Below are 15,668 nucleotides of genomic sequence, written 5' to 3' on the forward strand. Positions count from 1 at the left end.
GCGATGACATCTGACCTATATGGATGTAGGGAATGCCGAAAAATGTATGGAACATTTTTGGCCATGTCATCGAAACTCATCTTTGTAACGATATAAAGCCCTAGTCACTGTGCTCTGGCTTTATCTCACCTGTTTCCAATAAGAACCAATTAGCATTGCAATGGTAGAATTTATGACAAGTAACAAAGTACATTTACCACAAATAAAAGTGCCAGCAACCTATATGCGTGGCGGCACCAGTAAGGGCGTGTTCTTCTCGCTAACTGATTTGCCACAGGTGGCGCAGGTAGCTGGGGCGGCCCGTGATGCACTGCTTCTACGTGTTATCGGCAGCCCAGATCCTTACGGTAAACAGACTGATGGCATGGGAGGTGCAACCTCAAGCACCAGCAAAACGGTCATATTATCGAAAAGCACTCAGGCCGATCACGATGTGGATTATCTATTCGGCCAAGTGGCGATTGATAAGGCCTTTGTCGATTGGAGTGGCAACTGCGGAAATTTGTCCGCCGCTGTCGGCGCTTTCGCCATTCATGCAGGCCTTGTTGATGCCAGCCGTATTCCGGAAAAGGGTATAGCCGTAATACGAATTTGGCAGACTAATATCAGTAAGACCATTATTGCCCATGTGCCTATCATCAATGGTGAAGTGCAGGAAACGGGTGATTTTGAACTCGATGGTGTGACCTTCCCGGCCGCTGAAATAGGTGTCGATTTTATTGACCCTGCAGATAAGCCCAAAGAAGGGGAGCCTGGCATGTTTCCAACGGGTAATCTAGTCGATGAGATAAGCTTACCTGCTGGTGTTTTTAATAACAGCCCTGAGCTCGATAACAGCCCTGAGCCTAGAAACAGCCTTGAGCCAAAAAAAATAGCTGCCACCATGATCAATGCCGGTATTCCGACCATCTTCGTCAATGCTGAGGATATCGGCTATCGCGGTGATGAGTTGCAAGAAGCAATAAACGGTGATGTTAAAGCTCTGGAGATGTTTGAATCGCTGCGCGCCATAGGTGCAGTCAAAATGGGCCTAATCGCCCATGTTGATGAGGCGCAATCTCGTCAACATACACCCAAGATTGCCTTTGTCTCGCCAGCAAGCAGTTATACCTCATCCAGTGGTAAGCTGGTTGAGTACTCGCACATAGATTTCAATGTACGGGCCCTCTCCATGGGCAAACTGCATCACGCCATGATGGGCACCGCTGCAGTTGCCATAGGCACGGCAGCTGTCATCCCCGGCACCTTAGTAAACCTAGCTGCGAACTCTGGCACTCTTATTAAAACAGAAAGCCAAGCGGACTCAGTATGTTTTGGTCACCCTTCGGGTACATTGAAAGTGGGTGCAGCAGCAGAACAAGTCGATGGTCAATGGACAGTCACTAAGGTATCCATGAGCCGCAGTGCCAGAATATTGATGGAAGGCTGGGTTCGAGTACCAGATGAGAGTTAGCTATTGATGAAGCTTGATTATATTTTTTGTTGATTATCAGTCATTTCCGAATGCTTTTGAGCGGGAATTTACCTTTGATATAGGAGCGGCTTTAGCCGCGAAATTGCAATCCTCATACTCCAACAAAAACCACCTAACGGCCCTGATGCTACATTTCTGGCTATATTTTCACAGTTCTTCTAATGAGTAACCGATTGCCAATAACCGATGTTGCTCTGTTATCTAGCCTGTTCCTCGCCACTCTTAATTCAGGTGTCACTTTTCTTCTAGTCGGTCTAAGTAAGCTGTAGTAGAGGAGGGGCTCACGGTGTAAGGATCGTCGCCAACCCCGAGAAAGCCGTTAGTCTGCTTGGAAAATTAATTATTCTACAGGTTTTGCTACCTCCAATGTTGACCAACATAAATGACTTTCTCGCCATGACGGAATCTCCAGTGAACTGAACCTGAATGCTTGCTGAACACGCCTTAGATTCCCGTTGAATTCATTAGCGTTCTAGGTTGAGTTGCATTAGTCTGCGCGCACTAACGAAACAGGTGTTACATCTGTAATTATTTTGGGGTGTTTTGTGAACAAACTTTCTATTGTGGCAGCATCATTATTAACTATTTTTGCATCGAGTCATGTGGCGGCAGCCAACGATAACACCGGCTTCTATGTCGGTGGCAGTTTAGGTCAACTTAAAATAAAGGCTAAAGGTAGTGAAACTGGTGTAGGCTTGGGGGCATACGGCGGTTATAACTTTAACGAGTGGTTTGGTTTAGAAGCGAACTTGTTCGTCTCAGGCGATCTGGGTGACAGTAATGAAGACATCGGTGCCGGTACTTTCGCATTGACCCCTAAATTCACCTACCAGATTAATGATACATTTGCAGTATATGGTAAAGTCGGTATTGCTTCTATGGCCGTTGTTTCAAGGCCCGATAACTCAAGAAATGAAGATTTTACTGGCTTCGGCTGGGCCTATGGCGTGGGGGTTAATGCCTCTGTGACTGAGAATCTGAACATTCGTCTTGGCTATGATGTTGTGACCGGTGAGTTGGACTCAGAGTATTCTAACAGCTTTCAAAATGTCGATACCGATATTTCTAACTTCGCGTTAGGTATGCATTACCAGTTCTAATCACATCCCTGTATAGGGTGAGTAGACATGAAAAAGGGATATCTGAGATATCCCTTTTTTCGTTTAAACATGTTAATTAAGTGGAGTCAGGCTCTACCCATCACCCAAGATTGTCAGATGAAGATCACTTTTACTAAGCTTAAGTGAGGGCCGTTGAGGGGGATTAGTTATGCCAACATCACGCTATTGCCCTTTGTCGGCAACGAGCATAAAACAATGCCTAAAGGACTCATGTTCAATACTAAAGATTATCTGCAACTTGTTGATGATACTGGGCGAATAGTCAGAGCCGACAAGCGAGGCTCTATGAGTGAAGAGTCGGCTAATTTAATTAAAACTCTTTAAACGGGTCGAACCACAGGGATTTATCATCCACGGGTACCGTTTCTGGCAAAAAAACATTTTGAATCCGTAAAACCCTGCGCTTACTCATGTTTGCTTTCTTAATCGAGACACTATGATGGCGCAAAAAAACTTTATCAAAAGTACCGTCAGAAATTATTTTTTTTAGACCTGTTTCTATGCGATCAGCCAATACCCAGTCTTTTTTGTTGGTAAAGAAATAATAGGGCCACAGGTAGACAATTAGTAGATTCTCTTCAATAGCTAAACTAGGCGCTTTAACTGCCCGCTCTCGATACTCATCAAAGACCTCATTAATACCCCTGGGGAAAAGATCAAAGCGATTTTGTACCACCATCTTAAACAGAGAGTCGTAGTCAGCCTCTTTCACCTTGATGCCGTTAGATTCATAAATGGCCGAATCTCCCCAGCCATGCCCCTGACCTATGGTAAGCCCTCTTAAGTCATTCAGTGTTTTTACCCGATCAATGTTGTCCTGATTGTTTTTATTGATTAAGGATATTCGATAACCGAGCAACCCCTTACGCAGTGGAATACGAATAGGCAATAAACTTTCCTCTAGCGCTGTAGAAGTAGAGGACCACATAATGTTTAATCTTTCACCTTTACTCAATTCAACACGCTGGCGTTTTTCATTCATAAAATCGCCTGAAGCTTGCAGCTTATAAGCACCATGTGTTTCCTTAGTAACCTCAAGAGAAAGTGTGAGTAGTTCAATAAGGTCATTACTACGAACATCTTGTGCTGATCGCGCCTTAGGGTAGGTAACCACAACTTCTGCATGTAATGCACTTGAGAGAATAATGAGTAAGAATAGAGTATTTATACGCACGATCATGAAGTAACCTAGATTTACAACAATGCTCTCAGTTTAGTTTATCAAAGGCGCTTCAACATTCAAGAACCACTCCATGCTTACTCCGTTACCAAGGGGTAAATATTAAAAGCATCATAATAGAACGAATATGGCGTCAATTACCATTGAGACATGAATGTTGTTACAAACCAACGTACTGAAACCGGCCGAGCTACAGCTGGTATGAACGAAATGAGCGTACAACCGAGTGAGGTCTATCTAGCGCTGAACCAGTAGCTTTGTAAGATTTTGTTCAAGAAACAAGTAAGATACTCAGGATTGACTGATGAAGATCCCCCCGACTAAGCATAAGTGGGCGGATTGATACATCGTTAAATTTATCTGGCAGTGATTGGCATCGACCTTAGAATAAGAATGGCTGTCTGGTTATATTTGGTAAAAGAAGATAAAAGTGAAAAGGGTGAATCTTTAATTTTTGAAACAGGGTTCCTGCGAACCCTGTTTTTAATGTGATTTTTGTATATCTATATAGTTAACTTCACTGTCAATCAGACAGAATGAAGTGCCTCTTACATAACGAAGTGGAGCCTAAGGATTGACTGGGACACTGTTAGTATCTAATGGGTTTGAACCACCAAGATATTCTTCAAGTGCGGTATAACTGTCTTGATCTATATCGGATGCAGCATCTACAGCATCATTATCAGATAGGTTATGGAATCTTTCAAACCAAGCCGGCAATCCGTCCTGATCAATGTCATTTTGATTGGCAAAATTAGGCGTCAATATAAGCGAAACTCGCTTACTGGGTTTGGTGAAATCAGCATTGTAAAGCTCAATTTTAGCTCTTAATGAGGTGTTGAAAACCGGCACATTAGGGGTAGTTGGATTCCATTGCTGACTGCGGCGACAATCAATAACCTTAAAAGGCCGTGTATTGTTACCATTAAATAGAGATATTTTACATGACACACTCAATAAATCTCCATAAGAAATAGCAACGAAAGCGGCTAATCGATCATAATCTACAGGTCGTTTAAACGTATTCCAAAGCACCTTTCTTTGGCCTTTATTTAGAAGGAAGGAGCTTCTATAAGTGTCGGTAATAATGGGGTTACTATTTTCCGTAACTTGGAGAGATTCAGCTGTAATTAACCTATCTGGCCCTTGATTCGCATGAGTTGGTAAAGATAATAAACCTGCAGAAAATATGACGCTGGCGATGATAGAACGAGGTAAGGTTTTTTTTTGCATAATAATGTAAGGCGTTACTACTCCCTATATAAAGGGATAATGTACTGCCATCCTTGGTAGTGAGTGTAACTCATGCTTTGTTGCATAATATTACTTAAAGTTGGTTAGTGGTGCATTTGATTAGAATTAAAATAACCGAATGACAATATATAATATTTTCAGACGTTTGACTTGGAAGGTAAAAGACCACCAAGCTAATATCAAGAAAATTTACAATTGAATGTTCAATTCATTGTGATTTTGTTGTCTCTATCCTCACTGGATGTGTTAATCATCAATATTGTTTTTCACTGCTCATTGAGGGCTTACCATTAACCTGAAGCTCGTTTCGACTTGGCCATTTATAACCCAGTAAGTTGTAGGCAGGTTGAAACTATTGTAACTTTGGTATCCATGTTTAGGTTCGCTAACTTGGAAGATTCGAGAGTATGAGTGCCAGTATCGAAGTTGAGAAAATTGGTCAGATTGCCATAGCTAGTACTGATTTAGATAAGTCGGTGCAATTTTATCGTGAAACCCTCGGATTAGAACTATTGTTCGAAGTACCTCCAGGATTAGCGTTTTTTAATTGTGGGGGAACTCGGCTAATGTTGACGACTCTTCAAGGAAAAGAGGAAGATCATAAGACCTCAGTGATCTATTACAAAGTCAATGATATTCATGCTTCAACTGAGCAACTAAAAGATAAAGGTGTTGAGTTTGAGAGAGAGCCTCAAATGGCCGCCAAGATGGAAGATCATGATCTATGGATCGGTTTCTTACGAGATCCAGATAATAACTTAATAGGTTTAATGGCTGAAATACCATTTTCATGATTTGGTTAACAAGGACTAAGTCATTAATGCACATTAGGGAGCACCCACCCACTCGATCAGTTCCACAAAAATATCACGATAAACTCATGGCCGAGATCACTGCGGATAATGGAAATATCTTAAACATTCCCTTGGTGGATATGCAATTAAATCAGACGCACCATTGTAAATCTCGTTAGAAATAGGCTTTTAAAATTAGCTTAGCAAGTCTTGTTTTAATTTAATAATTTATCCGCCTAAAAGCCTAGTTTCACAGCTTTACAGTCTTCGAATAAGCTTTTTTTAGTCAATTAGCTAATAGGCTAGTCGTCTGTTGATATCTTGAAACAGACTCGGTACGTTATCGATTAACAATGAGTGACTAAATTAAAAAACCGAGTCTTAGTTTCAATAATATCTATGGAGTCACTATTGAGCCTATTTCATGAGTATAAAAAACAGCAGGAGTGGAGAGATTGGGCGCGCTTTGTTGAGATTATTCCGCTAACTGCTAGCGACACTATTGTTGATCTTGGCTGTTCGGTCGGTGGTGTTTCGCGGATACTTTCTAGACAAGTTAAACATGTGGTTGGGGTCGATATAAATGATGAGTTTATTACCTTCTGTGATTCCAGAAAAAGCAGTAACGAAACCTTTGTATTGAGTGACTTTCAGAGTGTCAACTTTGCCTCCTTTGGCGAGGTGAGCGGCATCTGGGCAAGCTACTCTTTATCTTATTTAAGTGATCCAATCAGTTATTTAACGTCATTATATTCGGTGTTAAACGAAGGAGGCTGGATTGCCTTGTTAGATGTGTCGTGCTTTATCTCAGGTAATCTGGCCAAAGAAAGTAAGTATTACACCAGAGTGCTGGCGTTTGAAATTGCGTCATATGGCTCTGGTTTATATGATTTTGACTTCGGCGGTAAGATGCAAGGTATGTTGCAACAGGCAGGATTTGATATCGTTCATGTCGATAGTGATGTATCTGATCCTGAACTTAATTTTTCTGGTGCTGCGTCAGCAGACATTATAGCAGCCTGGTCAGCAAGGCTTGGCAGAATGAAAAAGCTAAGGGAGCTTTTAGGTGAAGAGTACACCGAATTTTGTGATGAATTACTCGCTAATCTTAGTGCTGATACTCACGATAAACGCGGCAATGTCAGGTTTGTAGTGGCTAAAAAGTAAAATAGACCTCACCATTAATCATCAATCCTGGTTTAAGTTTGAGGGGCTGCAATGCCTGTTTAGCCAAGCTAAATGAGCTTAAACAGGTTTGAAAGTTGGGCCGATACCTAGGTGGTCATTCTCTTGCGGAAATTAAAAATATGAATAGAATTTTGATACTCGTTATCGTCACCTATGTTGGATTAGGAGTGATGCTCTATCTGATGCAACGTAGCTTTATCTATTTTCCAACAGGAGCAGTAGAGCACAGGTTCGGTGACATGACATTTGAAAATGATGGTGCATCGACGACTAGTATCGTATTAAACAAGGGTCAGGATAAGGCGATTATCTATTTTGGTGGTAACGCCGAAAATGTTGCTTTTACAGCACCGGAATTTGAACAAGCATTTGAACCAACATTATTAGAGCCAGAGTTATCAGAACTAGAGTCGTCGCCTTATTCGGTATATTTGGTCAATTATCGAGGTTATGGTGGCAGTGAGGGCTCACCTAGCGAAGCTGCATTATTGTCTGATGCCTTGGCGCTGTATGATCGCCTGGTCTTGACCCATGAGAGTGTATTTGTTATCGGTCGGAGCTTAGGTAGCGGTGTCGCAACTTATATCGCATCGGAGCGTCCGCTGAAGAAGTTAGTCTTGGTGACCCCGTTTGACAGCATTCAAAGCATTGCCCAAAAACAATTTCCATTTTACCCCATGTCCATATTACTCAAAGACAAGTTCAATTCGGTAGAGCGCGCCGGGAGTATCTACTCTGATACCCTGATTTTAGTGGCAGAGGATGATAAGGTCGTTCGTCGAATACACACAGACAAGCTAATAGAGTCATTGGTTAACCGCGCTCCTGAGGTGGTCCTTATCGAAGGTGCCGGGCACAATGACATTTCCCAGTATTCTGCATACTATCAGTCAATATCAGTATTTCTTAACTCCCATTAATGAGCCATAACGGCTTCATTATTAAGTTTGCTGTTTAATCCCGTCTATGGAAAGGACACACATGTTATTTGAACCATCTCGTCACGAATTACTTACCGAAACTCTATGGGAACAAGATCGTGTGCAGTCAGAAATTACATCCATAATTGATGATATTGAACAGTCGGTTTTACCTAATGCCAGTTGGCCGACGCATCCCCTCGACGCCGAGAGTTATTCTAATTCCGGGCCTAAATGGTCAGCATACGCAGGAGCGGCGGGATGCATTCATGCCCTACAGATCCTGAAATGCTATGGCTATCAAGTTACTGACTTGTCCCACTTACTGCCTGAAGTTCATCGAGCCTTCTTGAAAGCCCCTGATGTGTCAGTAGAGCCTGGTTTACAACTTGGAGAGATAGGCATAATTATGCCTGGGGTGTTAGCGCAGCCAGACAACTTGGCGTTATCAGACAAGCTTCTACTGTGCATGGAAGCAACGTTAGCGCTGCCTCTGTATGAGATAACATCTGGACAGAGTGGCATGATGCACGCTGCATTGGCTCTTTATCGTAAAACCGGCGACGTTCGTTGGAAGAATGTATACGTTAAAGGCGCCAAGTCACTCATGGATAATTGGAGACAAGACACTGAAACCCGAGAGTGGCTTTGGGAGAGTCAGGTCTTCGGCCCTAAAAGGCACTATTATGGTGCCTGTCATGGCATCACAGGTAATGCCAATATTCTCTTGCAAGGCGTAGATCTGCTCCCGGATGACTTGACTGAATTGATCATAGAACGCACGGCAACCACGCTAACTATCTCGGCTAAAAGAGAAGGATCGGCGAGAAAAGAAGCGGAGCTAGCCAACTGGATCCTGTGCAGTAAACCTAATATTGAAAAGCTGCTGGTGCAATGGTGCCACGGAGCGGCGGGGATTGTCACCGCTATGGCGAGAACGCCTCAAATCGATTCACTTCATGCTAAGCAAGTCGACGAATTACTCGCGCAGACTGGTGAGCTGGTATGGCAAGCCGGCCCTCTGGTGAAGGGCGCTAATATCTGCCACGGCACATCGGGTAATGGTTATGCCTTTCTATATTTATATCTAAGGTGGGGAGATCCTGTTTGGCTAGACAGGGCAAGAAAGTTTGCCATGCACGCTATTGAGCAGTGCCAATCTGCCCGCTCACAATATGGCCAAGGTCGATATTCGCTATGGACGGGGGATGCCGGTCTCGCAATTTACTTACATCACTGTATTCACCCAGAAGCCGCCGCCATACCTGGCTTAGACTTGTTTTAATGCATTTCCAGCGAGACCGAACACACAAGAAACCTCGCTGGCGCTATGGTACTGGTTGAGCCATTAACCTATTAAGGATAAATAATGCTAATCGTGAGAGAAGCCAAAGAGAAAGATATTGATACTATTTATGACTTGATCATCGCTATTGCGAGGCATCACGATCAAGAGGAGTATGTTGTCACTGATAAGAATGAACTGTTGAAATCAGGCTTTAATGAAAATCCAGCGTTTGGGGTTCTGTTGGCAGAAGTCGATGGCGAAGTGGCTGGCTATGCCTCTTATACATGGAATTACTCTATCTGGCTGGGGACATCATACATGAATATTGATGATGTGTTTGTATGGGAAGTTTATAGAGGCCAAAAGGTGGGTGAGGCCTTGATGAAAAAGGCGAAAAGTGTCTGCAAACTTAAAGGCTTTGAACGAATAAAATGGGAAGTGGAACAAGATAATCATCAGGCGATAAAGTTCTATGAACGCCTGGGGGCCACAGTCGATATCAAAGGTGTCTGCCGTTGGACTGTTATATAGCGCAATTGAAAGGCAGTTTAATGGAATTAGAAATTTTTCAAGTCGATTCATTTACATTAGAGGTGTTTAAAGGCAATCCGGCGGGTGTTTGTATCACGGAAAATGCCTTGGATGAAGCGCTGATGTTCGCGATTGCTGCTGAAATGGCTGTCTCTGAAACCGCCTTCTTATCCTTGAGTGACTTAAGGTTAAGGTGGTTCACGCCTCAAGTGGAAGTAAAGCTTTGCGGCCATGGAACATTGGCAGTCGTTCATGTACTAAAAGAGAAGGGCCTGTTCGGTGTGGGTGATGAACTCGCTTTCAATACGCTATCCGGTGTTTTACGGGTAAAAATTGAGAACAATCACATTGAGATGGACTTCCCTGCTGCTTGCTTAGATTTCGATGTTCCTGTTGATGAGCAGATGTTGGTGTTTCTGGGATTAAGTGCTGTCCAAGTCGTTTCCCATAGCTATTTTGATTCGAAGAACTTCATTGAGATAGACAGTGAACAAACGCTTATCGCCCTCGAGCCTAATTTTGATTGCTTAAAACAGTTACCGGGACGTGGCGTTGTGGTGACGGCTAAGTCTGCTTCAGAAGATGTTGATTTTATCTCCCGTTACTTTGCCCCTTGGGTCGGTATTAACGAAGATCCTGTGACCGGATCAGCCCATTGCGCGCTGGCCGTGTATTGGGGGGATAAGCTACGGAAAACTAAGTTGAATGGATATCAGGCCTCTGAGCGAGGTGGTTTTGTGGATGTTGAGTGCTTGCCAAATCAGCGGGTCAAATTAATTGGTCAAGCCGTGACTGTACTCAAAGGAAGCATGTACGTTTAAGCTTCTAGATAACTTAGGACATTTTGCTGCAGATAACTTGTTGGTAGTTGGAGCAAAATGTTTTCATATCAGGTTAAGGCTTATATTTCCTATTACCTTGATATCTTCTGTTTACATACTGTTAACTCAAGCGTACAGGCCAGCTTTTTTTAATATTTCCCCATGCCTGACTTCAACTTATGTTCATGCTTAAATCTGTCTGACTATTTAAATGCTGACGATGGCTATTTGATAATGGCTGTAATCATTTTATAACAATAATTATAAGATTAACTGGAGCTACGAGTATGAGCTGTCCCCACAATAACTATCGGGCCATGGAAGATGATATCCATACGGATTTTAAAGATGATATGTCCTATGGCGACTATCTGAAATTAAATCAGGTGCTATCGGCGCAGCAGCCTTTATCTAATCAACATGATGAGATGTTGTTTATCATTATTCATCAGGCGAGTGAGCTATGGCTTAAGTTGGCGGGACATGAACTCACTAATGCGGTGAAGAATATTCAGGAGGGAGATTTTGGCCATGCTTTCAAGGTCATCTCTCGGGTGAAGCAGATCCTTAATCAGCTGACTCAGTCCTGGAATATTTTGTCGACCTTGACGCCGGTGGATTATCTTAAATTTCGGGATGCGCTGGGGCATTCTTCCGGTTTTCAGTCCTATGGATATCGTAAAGTCGAATTTTTACTGGGCAATAAAAATGCATCCCTGCTCAAGGTTCACGAAAGCGACCCAGTGGTGCATCAGGAGCTGCAACAGATCCTAGAGGCGCCCAGTCTCTACGATGTCACCATTAAGTTATTGCATGACAATGGCCTAGTCATAGATGAAGACGTGCTAACCAGAGACTTCAGTCAAGCCTATCAGAGCAATGACTCGGTTTTAAATGCTTGGTTAAACGTGTATAGAAATGCCGATGAACATTTTCAACTCTATGAGTTAGCAGAAAAATTAATAGATATAGAAGATAGTTTTCAGCAGTGGCGCTTCAAGCATATGTATACGGTGCAGCGGATCATAGGCAATAAGATGGGCACAGGAGGCTCATCGGGTGTTGGCTTCTTGAAAAAAGCGCTGGATATCAGCTTCTTCCCAGAGCTTTTTGAGCTTAGAACTCATCTATAGGTACTGACTCATACAGATAGAGACGCACTGTTAATCTGTATTAACAATAAAAATAACAGCACCGGCATTTGGAGAAGAAAGCATGACTCAGGATATCGCGTTATCACTGCAGCCTCACTATGAAAATTTTAAGGTTAGCGAACGTATTTTATTGTCGGGACACTCACATCAAGCCTGGCCGGATGTAGCCAAGCAAGGCTTACTTAAGTGCTTCGATGATGCGGCAAAACATATCGATGATAAGTGGCAGGCCGCCTTTGAAAAGGCCGATAGAGTACGAGATTTTTACCGTAGGCTGCTGGGTGAGCGCGATGCTCAGATCGCATTAGGCGCCTCTACTCATGAGCTGTTATTACGCTTCTTGTCGGATCTGAGCTGCTTTAAACGACCGGCTAACAGGCCGATAAAAATCGTTACCACAGATGGTGAGTTTCACTCGCTGCGTAGGCAGCTGAATCGTTTAAAAGCGCTGAATATTGAAATTGAAGTGGTGCCAGTACAGCCAAGCGCTAGCTTAGCCGAACGAATCATCGACAAGCTAGATGACAAAACCGATGCTGTTATGGTTTCTGCGGTATTTTTTGGTACCAGTGAGATTTTCAAAGATGTTGGAGTCGTCGCCAAAGCCGCTGCCAGTTTGAATATTCCCTGTTTAGTGGATGCCTATCATGCACTGAATGTGGTGCCCTTTAATCTCAGTTTATGGCAATTAGACTCGGCATTTGTGGTCGCTGGTGGCTATAAGTACTGCCAAGCAGGTGAAGGTAACTGCATGATGCGGATCCCGCATAACTATCAGGGCAGTCCCATTATTACCGGTTGGTTTGCCGAGTTTGATGTACTTGACCAGGCTCCTGGCAAAGTGGGCTTCGGCCCGGGTCAGAGTGCCTTTGCGGGTTCAACCTATGATCCTGTGAGTCATTACCGCGGGGCAGAAGTATTCGATTTCTTCGAAGCACAGAACCTTTCAGATACCAAGCTTAGGGAGATCAGTCAGCAACAGATAACACAACTATGGCAAGGTATTGAAGCCATGGGACTTAGTAATGATTGCCTAGCACTGCCATCCCATACTATGGCTAACAATGCAGGCTTCTTATCTTTAACCACTGCCAAAGCGAGCGACTGGGTATCACAACTGGCTGAAAGAGGCATCTTGTGTGACAGTCGCGGCAACCAACTAAGATTTGGACCCGCGCCTTATGTGACCAAGGCTCAGCTGGAACAGGCACTCAATGTGGTTGAAGATCTAGCAAAGCGGATTGGCTAGCTATTGTTCAATGCGCAAAAGTGTGGAAGAAAGAACAAAGCCATATATATACAGTGTAGTTTTTTGCTCGCTTAAAAGTGACTCTCCCTTAAGCACAATATTGATGTGATAGTGGGTTATCAGATTCCAATTTTAGATTATTGTAAATGATAGTTTAAGGTATGTATTAATAGCTAGTTTAATCTTGGTTATCGCAAGGGGGATCTGTTTAGATCTCATTTCCAAATTCATTACCGTTACATCGAGAAAGAAACACATTTCCGGACTGGATCTTAGTCATGAGTTTATGCTGGAAGCAAATAAATAATGGTCAGTTGGCTTTGTTGATAAATCTCGATGAGTTCTGTTATTGTTCAGGTATTTTATGTTCTTAGCAATAATCTTGGTTACCTAGAAAGTATCGATAACCAAGACTCTACATGTTAGGCCTGTAGAACGTTAAGAATAATCACCTCAGATTATTCTTTTCAAAGATATAACAAGACTAGCTATAGTATCTACATTAGTCATTGTCTATTATAGTTGTTTCGGCGGTGAAAGAATTTTCTTTATCTCCTGAAATCCAAGCTGAAAAATAAAAAACTTCTTGAGATTCTGGAATGTTATCATCTAAAGTATAGTAAGTTACTTTAACCTTACTTACATCCTTAGGTATGTTTAACACTTTGAAATTTATTAAGTTAATATCGTATTGATATGTGCTAGTCAAATCTATGTAAATTAGCTCTACATCAGCATGTAGGTCCTTCCAGATTTGTGCAGAGTTAGTGATGAGCTGAATGTGTAGAGGCGTATTACGGTAAGTAGCTTGATCAAATATAATTTGACTAGTATTCGAATCCCCTTCAATTAATACTTGTTTGTCTGTAAGCATATCGCTAATCATGATGCTATTTTCAGAGTAAGAGCGACTAATGTCTATACTATAACTCGATTTGTCTTGTTGCATTTCATCTAACCAAGCATTTAATGTTATAAATTTATCTCCATCAATGCTACTGTCAATTAAAGTTAATGCTCTTATGGTTATTTCATTTATGCCCTCAGGTATAAGTAGGTTTTCGGTATTGTCAATGTCTAAAATTATAGGCCAAGTTTGTCCTTTATCATAACTCACATAAGATAAACTACTAAAATCGATATTAATAACACTGTTATTTTCATTGGAGAAATTTAGAGATAAAACTCTCTCGCGACTTGTTGGGGCTGTGAGTTTTACATTAAATGTAACATCATTACCATTAATTGTTCCTGTTATATAATCGACTTGAGCATCTTCCAATGGTGGGGGAGGGGGAGTTGAAAAGTTAGCGTTAATTACGGCGTTAATCAAATTAACTCCGGGGAAGTCAGAAACAACAATGCCAGTATAGGAAGGTTGATGCTTTACTATCCAATTAGTTGTTAATACATTAGTTCCTTCAAAAGCGATAGTGCAAAAACCTATGAAGCAACTAACCCTTGGGAAGTCTTTATAAGAATGTTTCCACCAAGGAGTCGTTAAGCCAGTCGCCAGTCTAGGGCTATTAGTACCGGGGCTAGAATGACCACTAGCCACAAAATAGGGAAAGCTCCCCCCTGAAGCATTTAAATAGTTCATGGTTTTACTTTTTACTATGTCGGATTTTATGAGTTGAGACTTTACTTTCTCCCACTTGCTATACAGCTTCCAATTTGTGGAAACAAAGTTAGAATCTTGAGTGTCAAACGAAGAGTAGGGTACTCCAAATTTATTATTTTTTACATTTGGCAAGTCTTGAATAAAAACAATTTTCCCTCTTGCACTCTCGATTGTTTGAATAATCCCATCATTACTCCAAATTATATTTGAATATCGATTCACATAGTCATTGAATGTGTCTTTAAAGCTTCTGTCGTTATGTTTATTTTTATGTTTGTCATATCCTGACACATTAATGAATATGAATTCAGAAGGGTTCTGCAGCAAAAACAAAGAAACCTCATCTAGAATTTCACCAAACATAGTTTCATGGAATAGCGTCCCATCAGGAACTACGAACGAACCATATTTATGTATAAGCTCTATATCCAAAAAACGGATTCCTGAATTTAACTGCTGTGTTATTGATAGTGTTTGCGTTTTATTTATTGGGCCACCATAGATATTTCCAGATCTATGAGTTCCTGGGATAGATATTTCATATATTGATTTTGATTCTGGGATGTCAATCATCCATGTCGATTTATACGGCAGGTCTTCTCGACTATGGTGGTAGGCATCATCATAATGTGCCAAAGGTGCAGTGGATATAAAGAATAGAAAGAACAATATTTTCATTTGATGGACTCTGGTTTTAATGGTTTTTTTTAAATCGTTATTGGGTTCAGGTATGTGTTTAGTTTCGGTTTTATCGAAAATGTGTAATTCACTATGATAGTTGGCTAGGGGGTATGTTGACAATGTTAATTACATTTGGGAAACAAAAAGGTTAGGTGTAATGAATTATATCTCCTAGTGTCTGCATGGGAATTAATTCATATTGTAGCTTATTGTAATTCAATAAAAATTAAAGTTTAAACTTTTCATTGTCTCGGAAATACAATTGGTCAGTATGCTTATACTTCAAAACTCTAACATCGATTCACCTTACAATATTACGTTTCCGTTTCATAATCTCTGTGGATAATTTGAACCTGAGTAGGCTGCAAGTGTTTCGTCATGTACAAGATCCT

14 protein-coding genes are annotated in these 15,668 nt (G+C 41.7%); 11 read left to right on the forward strand and 3 right to left on the reverse strand.

Annotation, left to right across the window (positions count from 1 at the left end; genetic code table 11):
* The first annotated feature begins 172 nt into the window (after positions 1 to 172).
* The 3 genes from FS373_RS05705 (at position 173) to FS373_RS05715 (ending at position 2,919) form a co-directional block, all read left to right on the forward strand.
* Positions 173 to 1,453 (forward strand): PrpF domain-containing protein, encoded by a 1,281-nt coding sequence (locus FS373_RS05705; RefSeq protein ID WP_152828914.1) that lies wholly within the window; start codon positions 173 to 175, stop codon positions 1,451 to 1,453.
* 566 nt (positions 1,454 to 2,019) lie between these two features.
* Entirely contained in the window at positions 2,020 to 2,574 is a 555-nt protein-coding gene (locus FS373_RS05710) for a porin family protein (RefSeq protein WP_144047389.1), read from the forward strand.
* A 153-nt stretch (positions 2,575 to 2,727) separates the two neighbouring features.
* Positions 2,728 to 2,919: a hypothetical protein gene (locus tag FS373_RS05715; RefSeq protein ID WP_144047388.1), complete on the forward strand. Its 192-nt coding sequence runs from the start codon at positions 2,728 to 2,730 to the stop codon at positions 2,917 to 2,919.
* Here the strand turns inward: FS373_RS05715 and FS373_RS05720 are convergent.
* Positions 2,906 to 3,775 carry an amino acid ABC transporter substrate-binding protein gene (locus FS373_RS05720; RefSeq protein ID WP_144047387.1) on the reverse strand — a complete coding sequence of 290 codons (870 nt, stop codon included), beginning with the start codon at positions 3,773 to 3,775 and terminating at the stop codon, positions 2,906 to 2,908. The genes FS373_RS05715 and FS373_RS05720 overlap by 14 nt on opposite strands.
* A gap of 567 nt (positions 3,776 to 4,342) precedes the next feature.
* Positions 4,343 to 5,008 carry a hypothetical protein gene (locus FS373_RS05725; RefSeq protein ID WP_144047386.1) on the reverse strand — a complete coding sequence of 222 codons (666 nt, stop codon included), beginning with the start codon at positions 5,006 to 5,008 and terminating at the stop codon, positions 4,343 to 4,345.
* A gap of 428 nt (positions 5,009 to 5,436) precedes the next feature.
* On the opposite strand from FS373_RS05725, the gene FS373_RS05730 reads away from it, so the two are divergent.
* The 8 genes from FS373_RS05730 to FS373_RS05765 all read left to right on the forward strand — a co-directional run bounded on the left by FS373_RS05730 (position 5,437) and on the right by FS373_RS05765 (position 12,974).
* A complete protein-coding gene (locus FS373_RS05730; protein ID WP_144047385.1) occupies positions 5,437 to 5,823 on the forward strand; it encodes a VOC family protein in 387 nt (128 codons plus the stop codon).
* A gap of 399 nt (positions 5,824 to 6,222) precedes the next feature.
* Complete coding sequence (locus FS373_RS05735; RefSeq protein ID WP_227992543.1) at positions 6,223 to 6,990, forward strand: class I SAM-dependent methyltransferase; 768 nt, start codon at positions 6,223 to 6,225, stop codon at positions 6,988 to 6,990.
* Between the two features lie 140 nt (positions 6,991 to 7,130).
* Positions 7,131 to 7,931, forward strand: coding sequence for an alpha/beta hydrolase (locus FS373_RS05740; protein WP_227992505.1), 801 nt, complete (start codon positions 7,131 to 7,133; stop codon positions 7,929 to 7,931).
* A 61-nt stretch (positions 7,932 to 7,992) separates the two neighbouring features.
* Positions 7,993 to 9,216 carry a lanthionine synthetase C family protein gene (locus FS373_RS05745; protein WP_194165806.1) on the forward strand — a complete coding sequence of 408 codons (1,224 nt, stop codon included), beginning with the start codon at positions 7,993 to 7,995 and terminating at the stop codon, positions 9,214 to 9,216.
* Positions 9,217 to 9,300: 84 nt separating this feature from the next.
* A complete protein-coding gene (locus FS373_RS05750) occupies positions 9,301 to 9,750 on the forward strand; it encodes a GNAT family N-acetyltransferase (RefSeq protein ID WP_152828917.1) in 450 nt (149 codons plus the stop codon).
* Positions 9,751 to 9,770: 20 nt separating this feature from the next.
* Positions 9,771 to 10,571: a PhzF family phenazine biosynthesis protein gene (locus tag FS373_RS05755; protein ID WP_152828918.1), complete on the forward strand. Its 801-nt coding sequence runs from the start codon at positions 9,771 to 9,773 to the stop codon at positions 10,569 to 10,571.
* A gap of 287 nt (positions 10,572 to 10,858) precedes the next feature.
* On the forward strand, positions 10,859 to 11,704 hold the full coding sequence (gene kynA, locus FS373_RS05760) for a tryptophan 2,3-dioxygenase (protein ID WP_144047380.1): 846 nt from the start codon (positions 10,859 to 10,861) through the stop codon (positions 11,702 to 11,704).
* Between the two features lie 82 nt (positions 11,705 to 11,786).
* Positions 11,787 to 12,974, forward strand: coding sequence for a kynureninase (locus FS373_RS05765; protein ID WP_152828919.1), 1,188 nt, complete (start codon positions 11,787 to 11,789; stop codon positions 12,972 to 12,974).
* Between the two features lie 502 nt (positions 12,975 to 13,476).
* Here the strand turns inward: FS373_RS05765 and FS373_RS31415 are convergent.
* A complete protein-coding gene (locus FS373_RS31415; protein ID WP_194165807.1) occupies positions 13,477 to 15,273 on the reverse strand; it encodes a phosphatidylinositol-specific phospholipase C domain-containing protein in 1,797 nt (598 codons plus the stop codon).
* Positions 15,274 to 15,668: the final 395 nt, after the last annotated feature.

Source organism: Shewanella sp. YLB-07 (genome assembly GCF_009377275.1).

Excerpts from the sequence above, each read along its gene's own strand:
- FS373_RS05720 (WP_144047387.1), bottom strand. The coding sequence starts at position 3,775 with ATGATCGTGCGTATAAATACTCTATTCTTACTCATTATTCTCTCAAGT.
- FS373_RS05705 (WP_152828914.1), top strand. The coding sequence starts at position 173 with ATGACAAGTAACAAAGTACATTTACCACAAATAAAAGTGCCAGCAACC.
- FS373_RS05745 (WP_194165806.1), top strand. The coding sequence starts at position 7,993 with ATGTTATTTGAACCATCTCGTCACGAATTACTTACCGAAACTCTATGG.
- FS373_RS31415 (WP_194165807.1), bottom strand. The coding sequence starts at position 15,273 with ATGAAAATATTGTTCTTTCTATTCTTTATATCCACTGCACCTTTGGCA.
- FS373_RS05735 (WP_227992543.1), top strand. The coding sequence starts at position 6,223 with ATGGAGTCACTATTGAGCCTATTTCATGAGTATAAAAAACAGCAGGAG.
- FS373_RS05765 (WP_152828919.1), top strand. The coding sequence starts at position 11,787 with ATGACTCAGGATATCGCGTTATCACTGCAGCCTCACTATGAAAATTTT.
- FS373_RS05725 (WP_144047386.1), bottom strand. The coding sequence starts at position 5,008 with ATGCAAAAAAAAACCTTACCTCGTTCTATCATCGCCAGCGTCATATTT.
- FS373_RS05750 (WP_152828917.1), top strand. The coding sequence starts at position 9,301 with ATGCTAATCGTGAGAGAAGCCAAAGAGAAAGATATTGATACTATTTAT.
- FS373_RS05740 (WP_227992505.1), top strand. The coding sequence starts at position 7,131 with ATGAATAGAATTTTGATACTCGTTATCGTCACCTATGTTGGATTAGGA.
- FS373_RS05730 (WP_144047385.1), top strand. The coding sequence starts at position 5,437 with ATGAGTGCCAGTATCGAAGTTGAGAAAATTGGTCAGATTGCCATAGCT.
- FS373_RS05755 (WP_152828918.1), top strand. The coding sequence starts at position 9,771 with ATGGAATTAGAAATTTTTCAAGTCGATTCATTTACATTAGAGGTGTTT.
- kynA (WP_144047380.1), top strand. The coding sequence starts at position 10,859 with ATGAGCTGTCCCCACAATAACTATCGGGCCATGGAAGATGATATCCAT.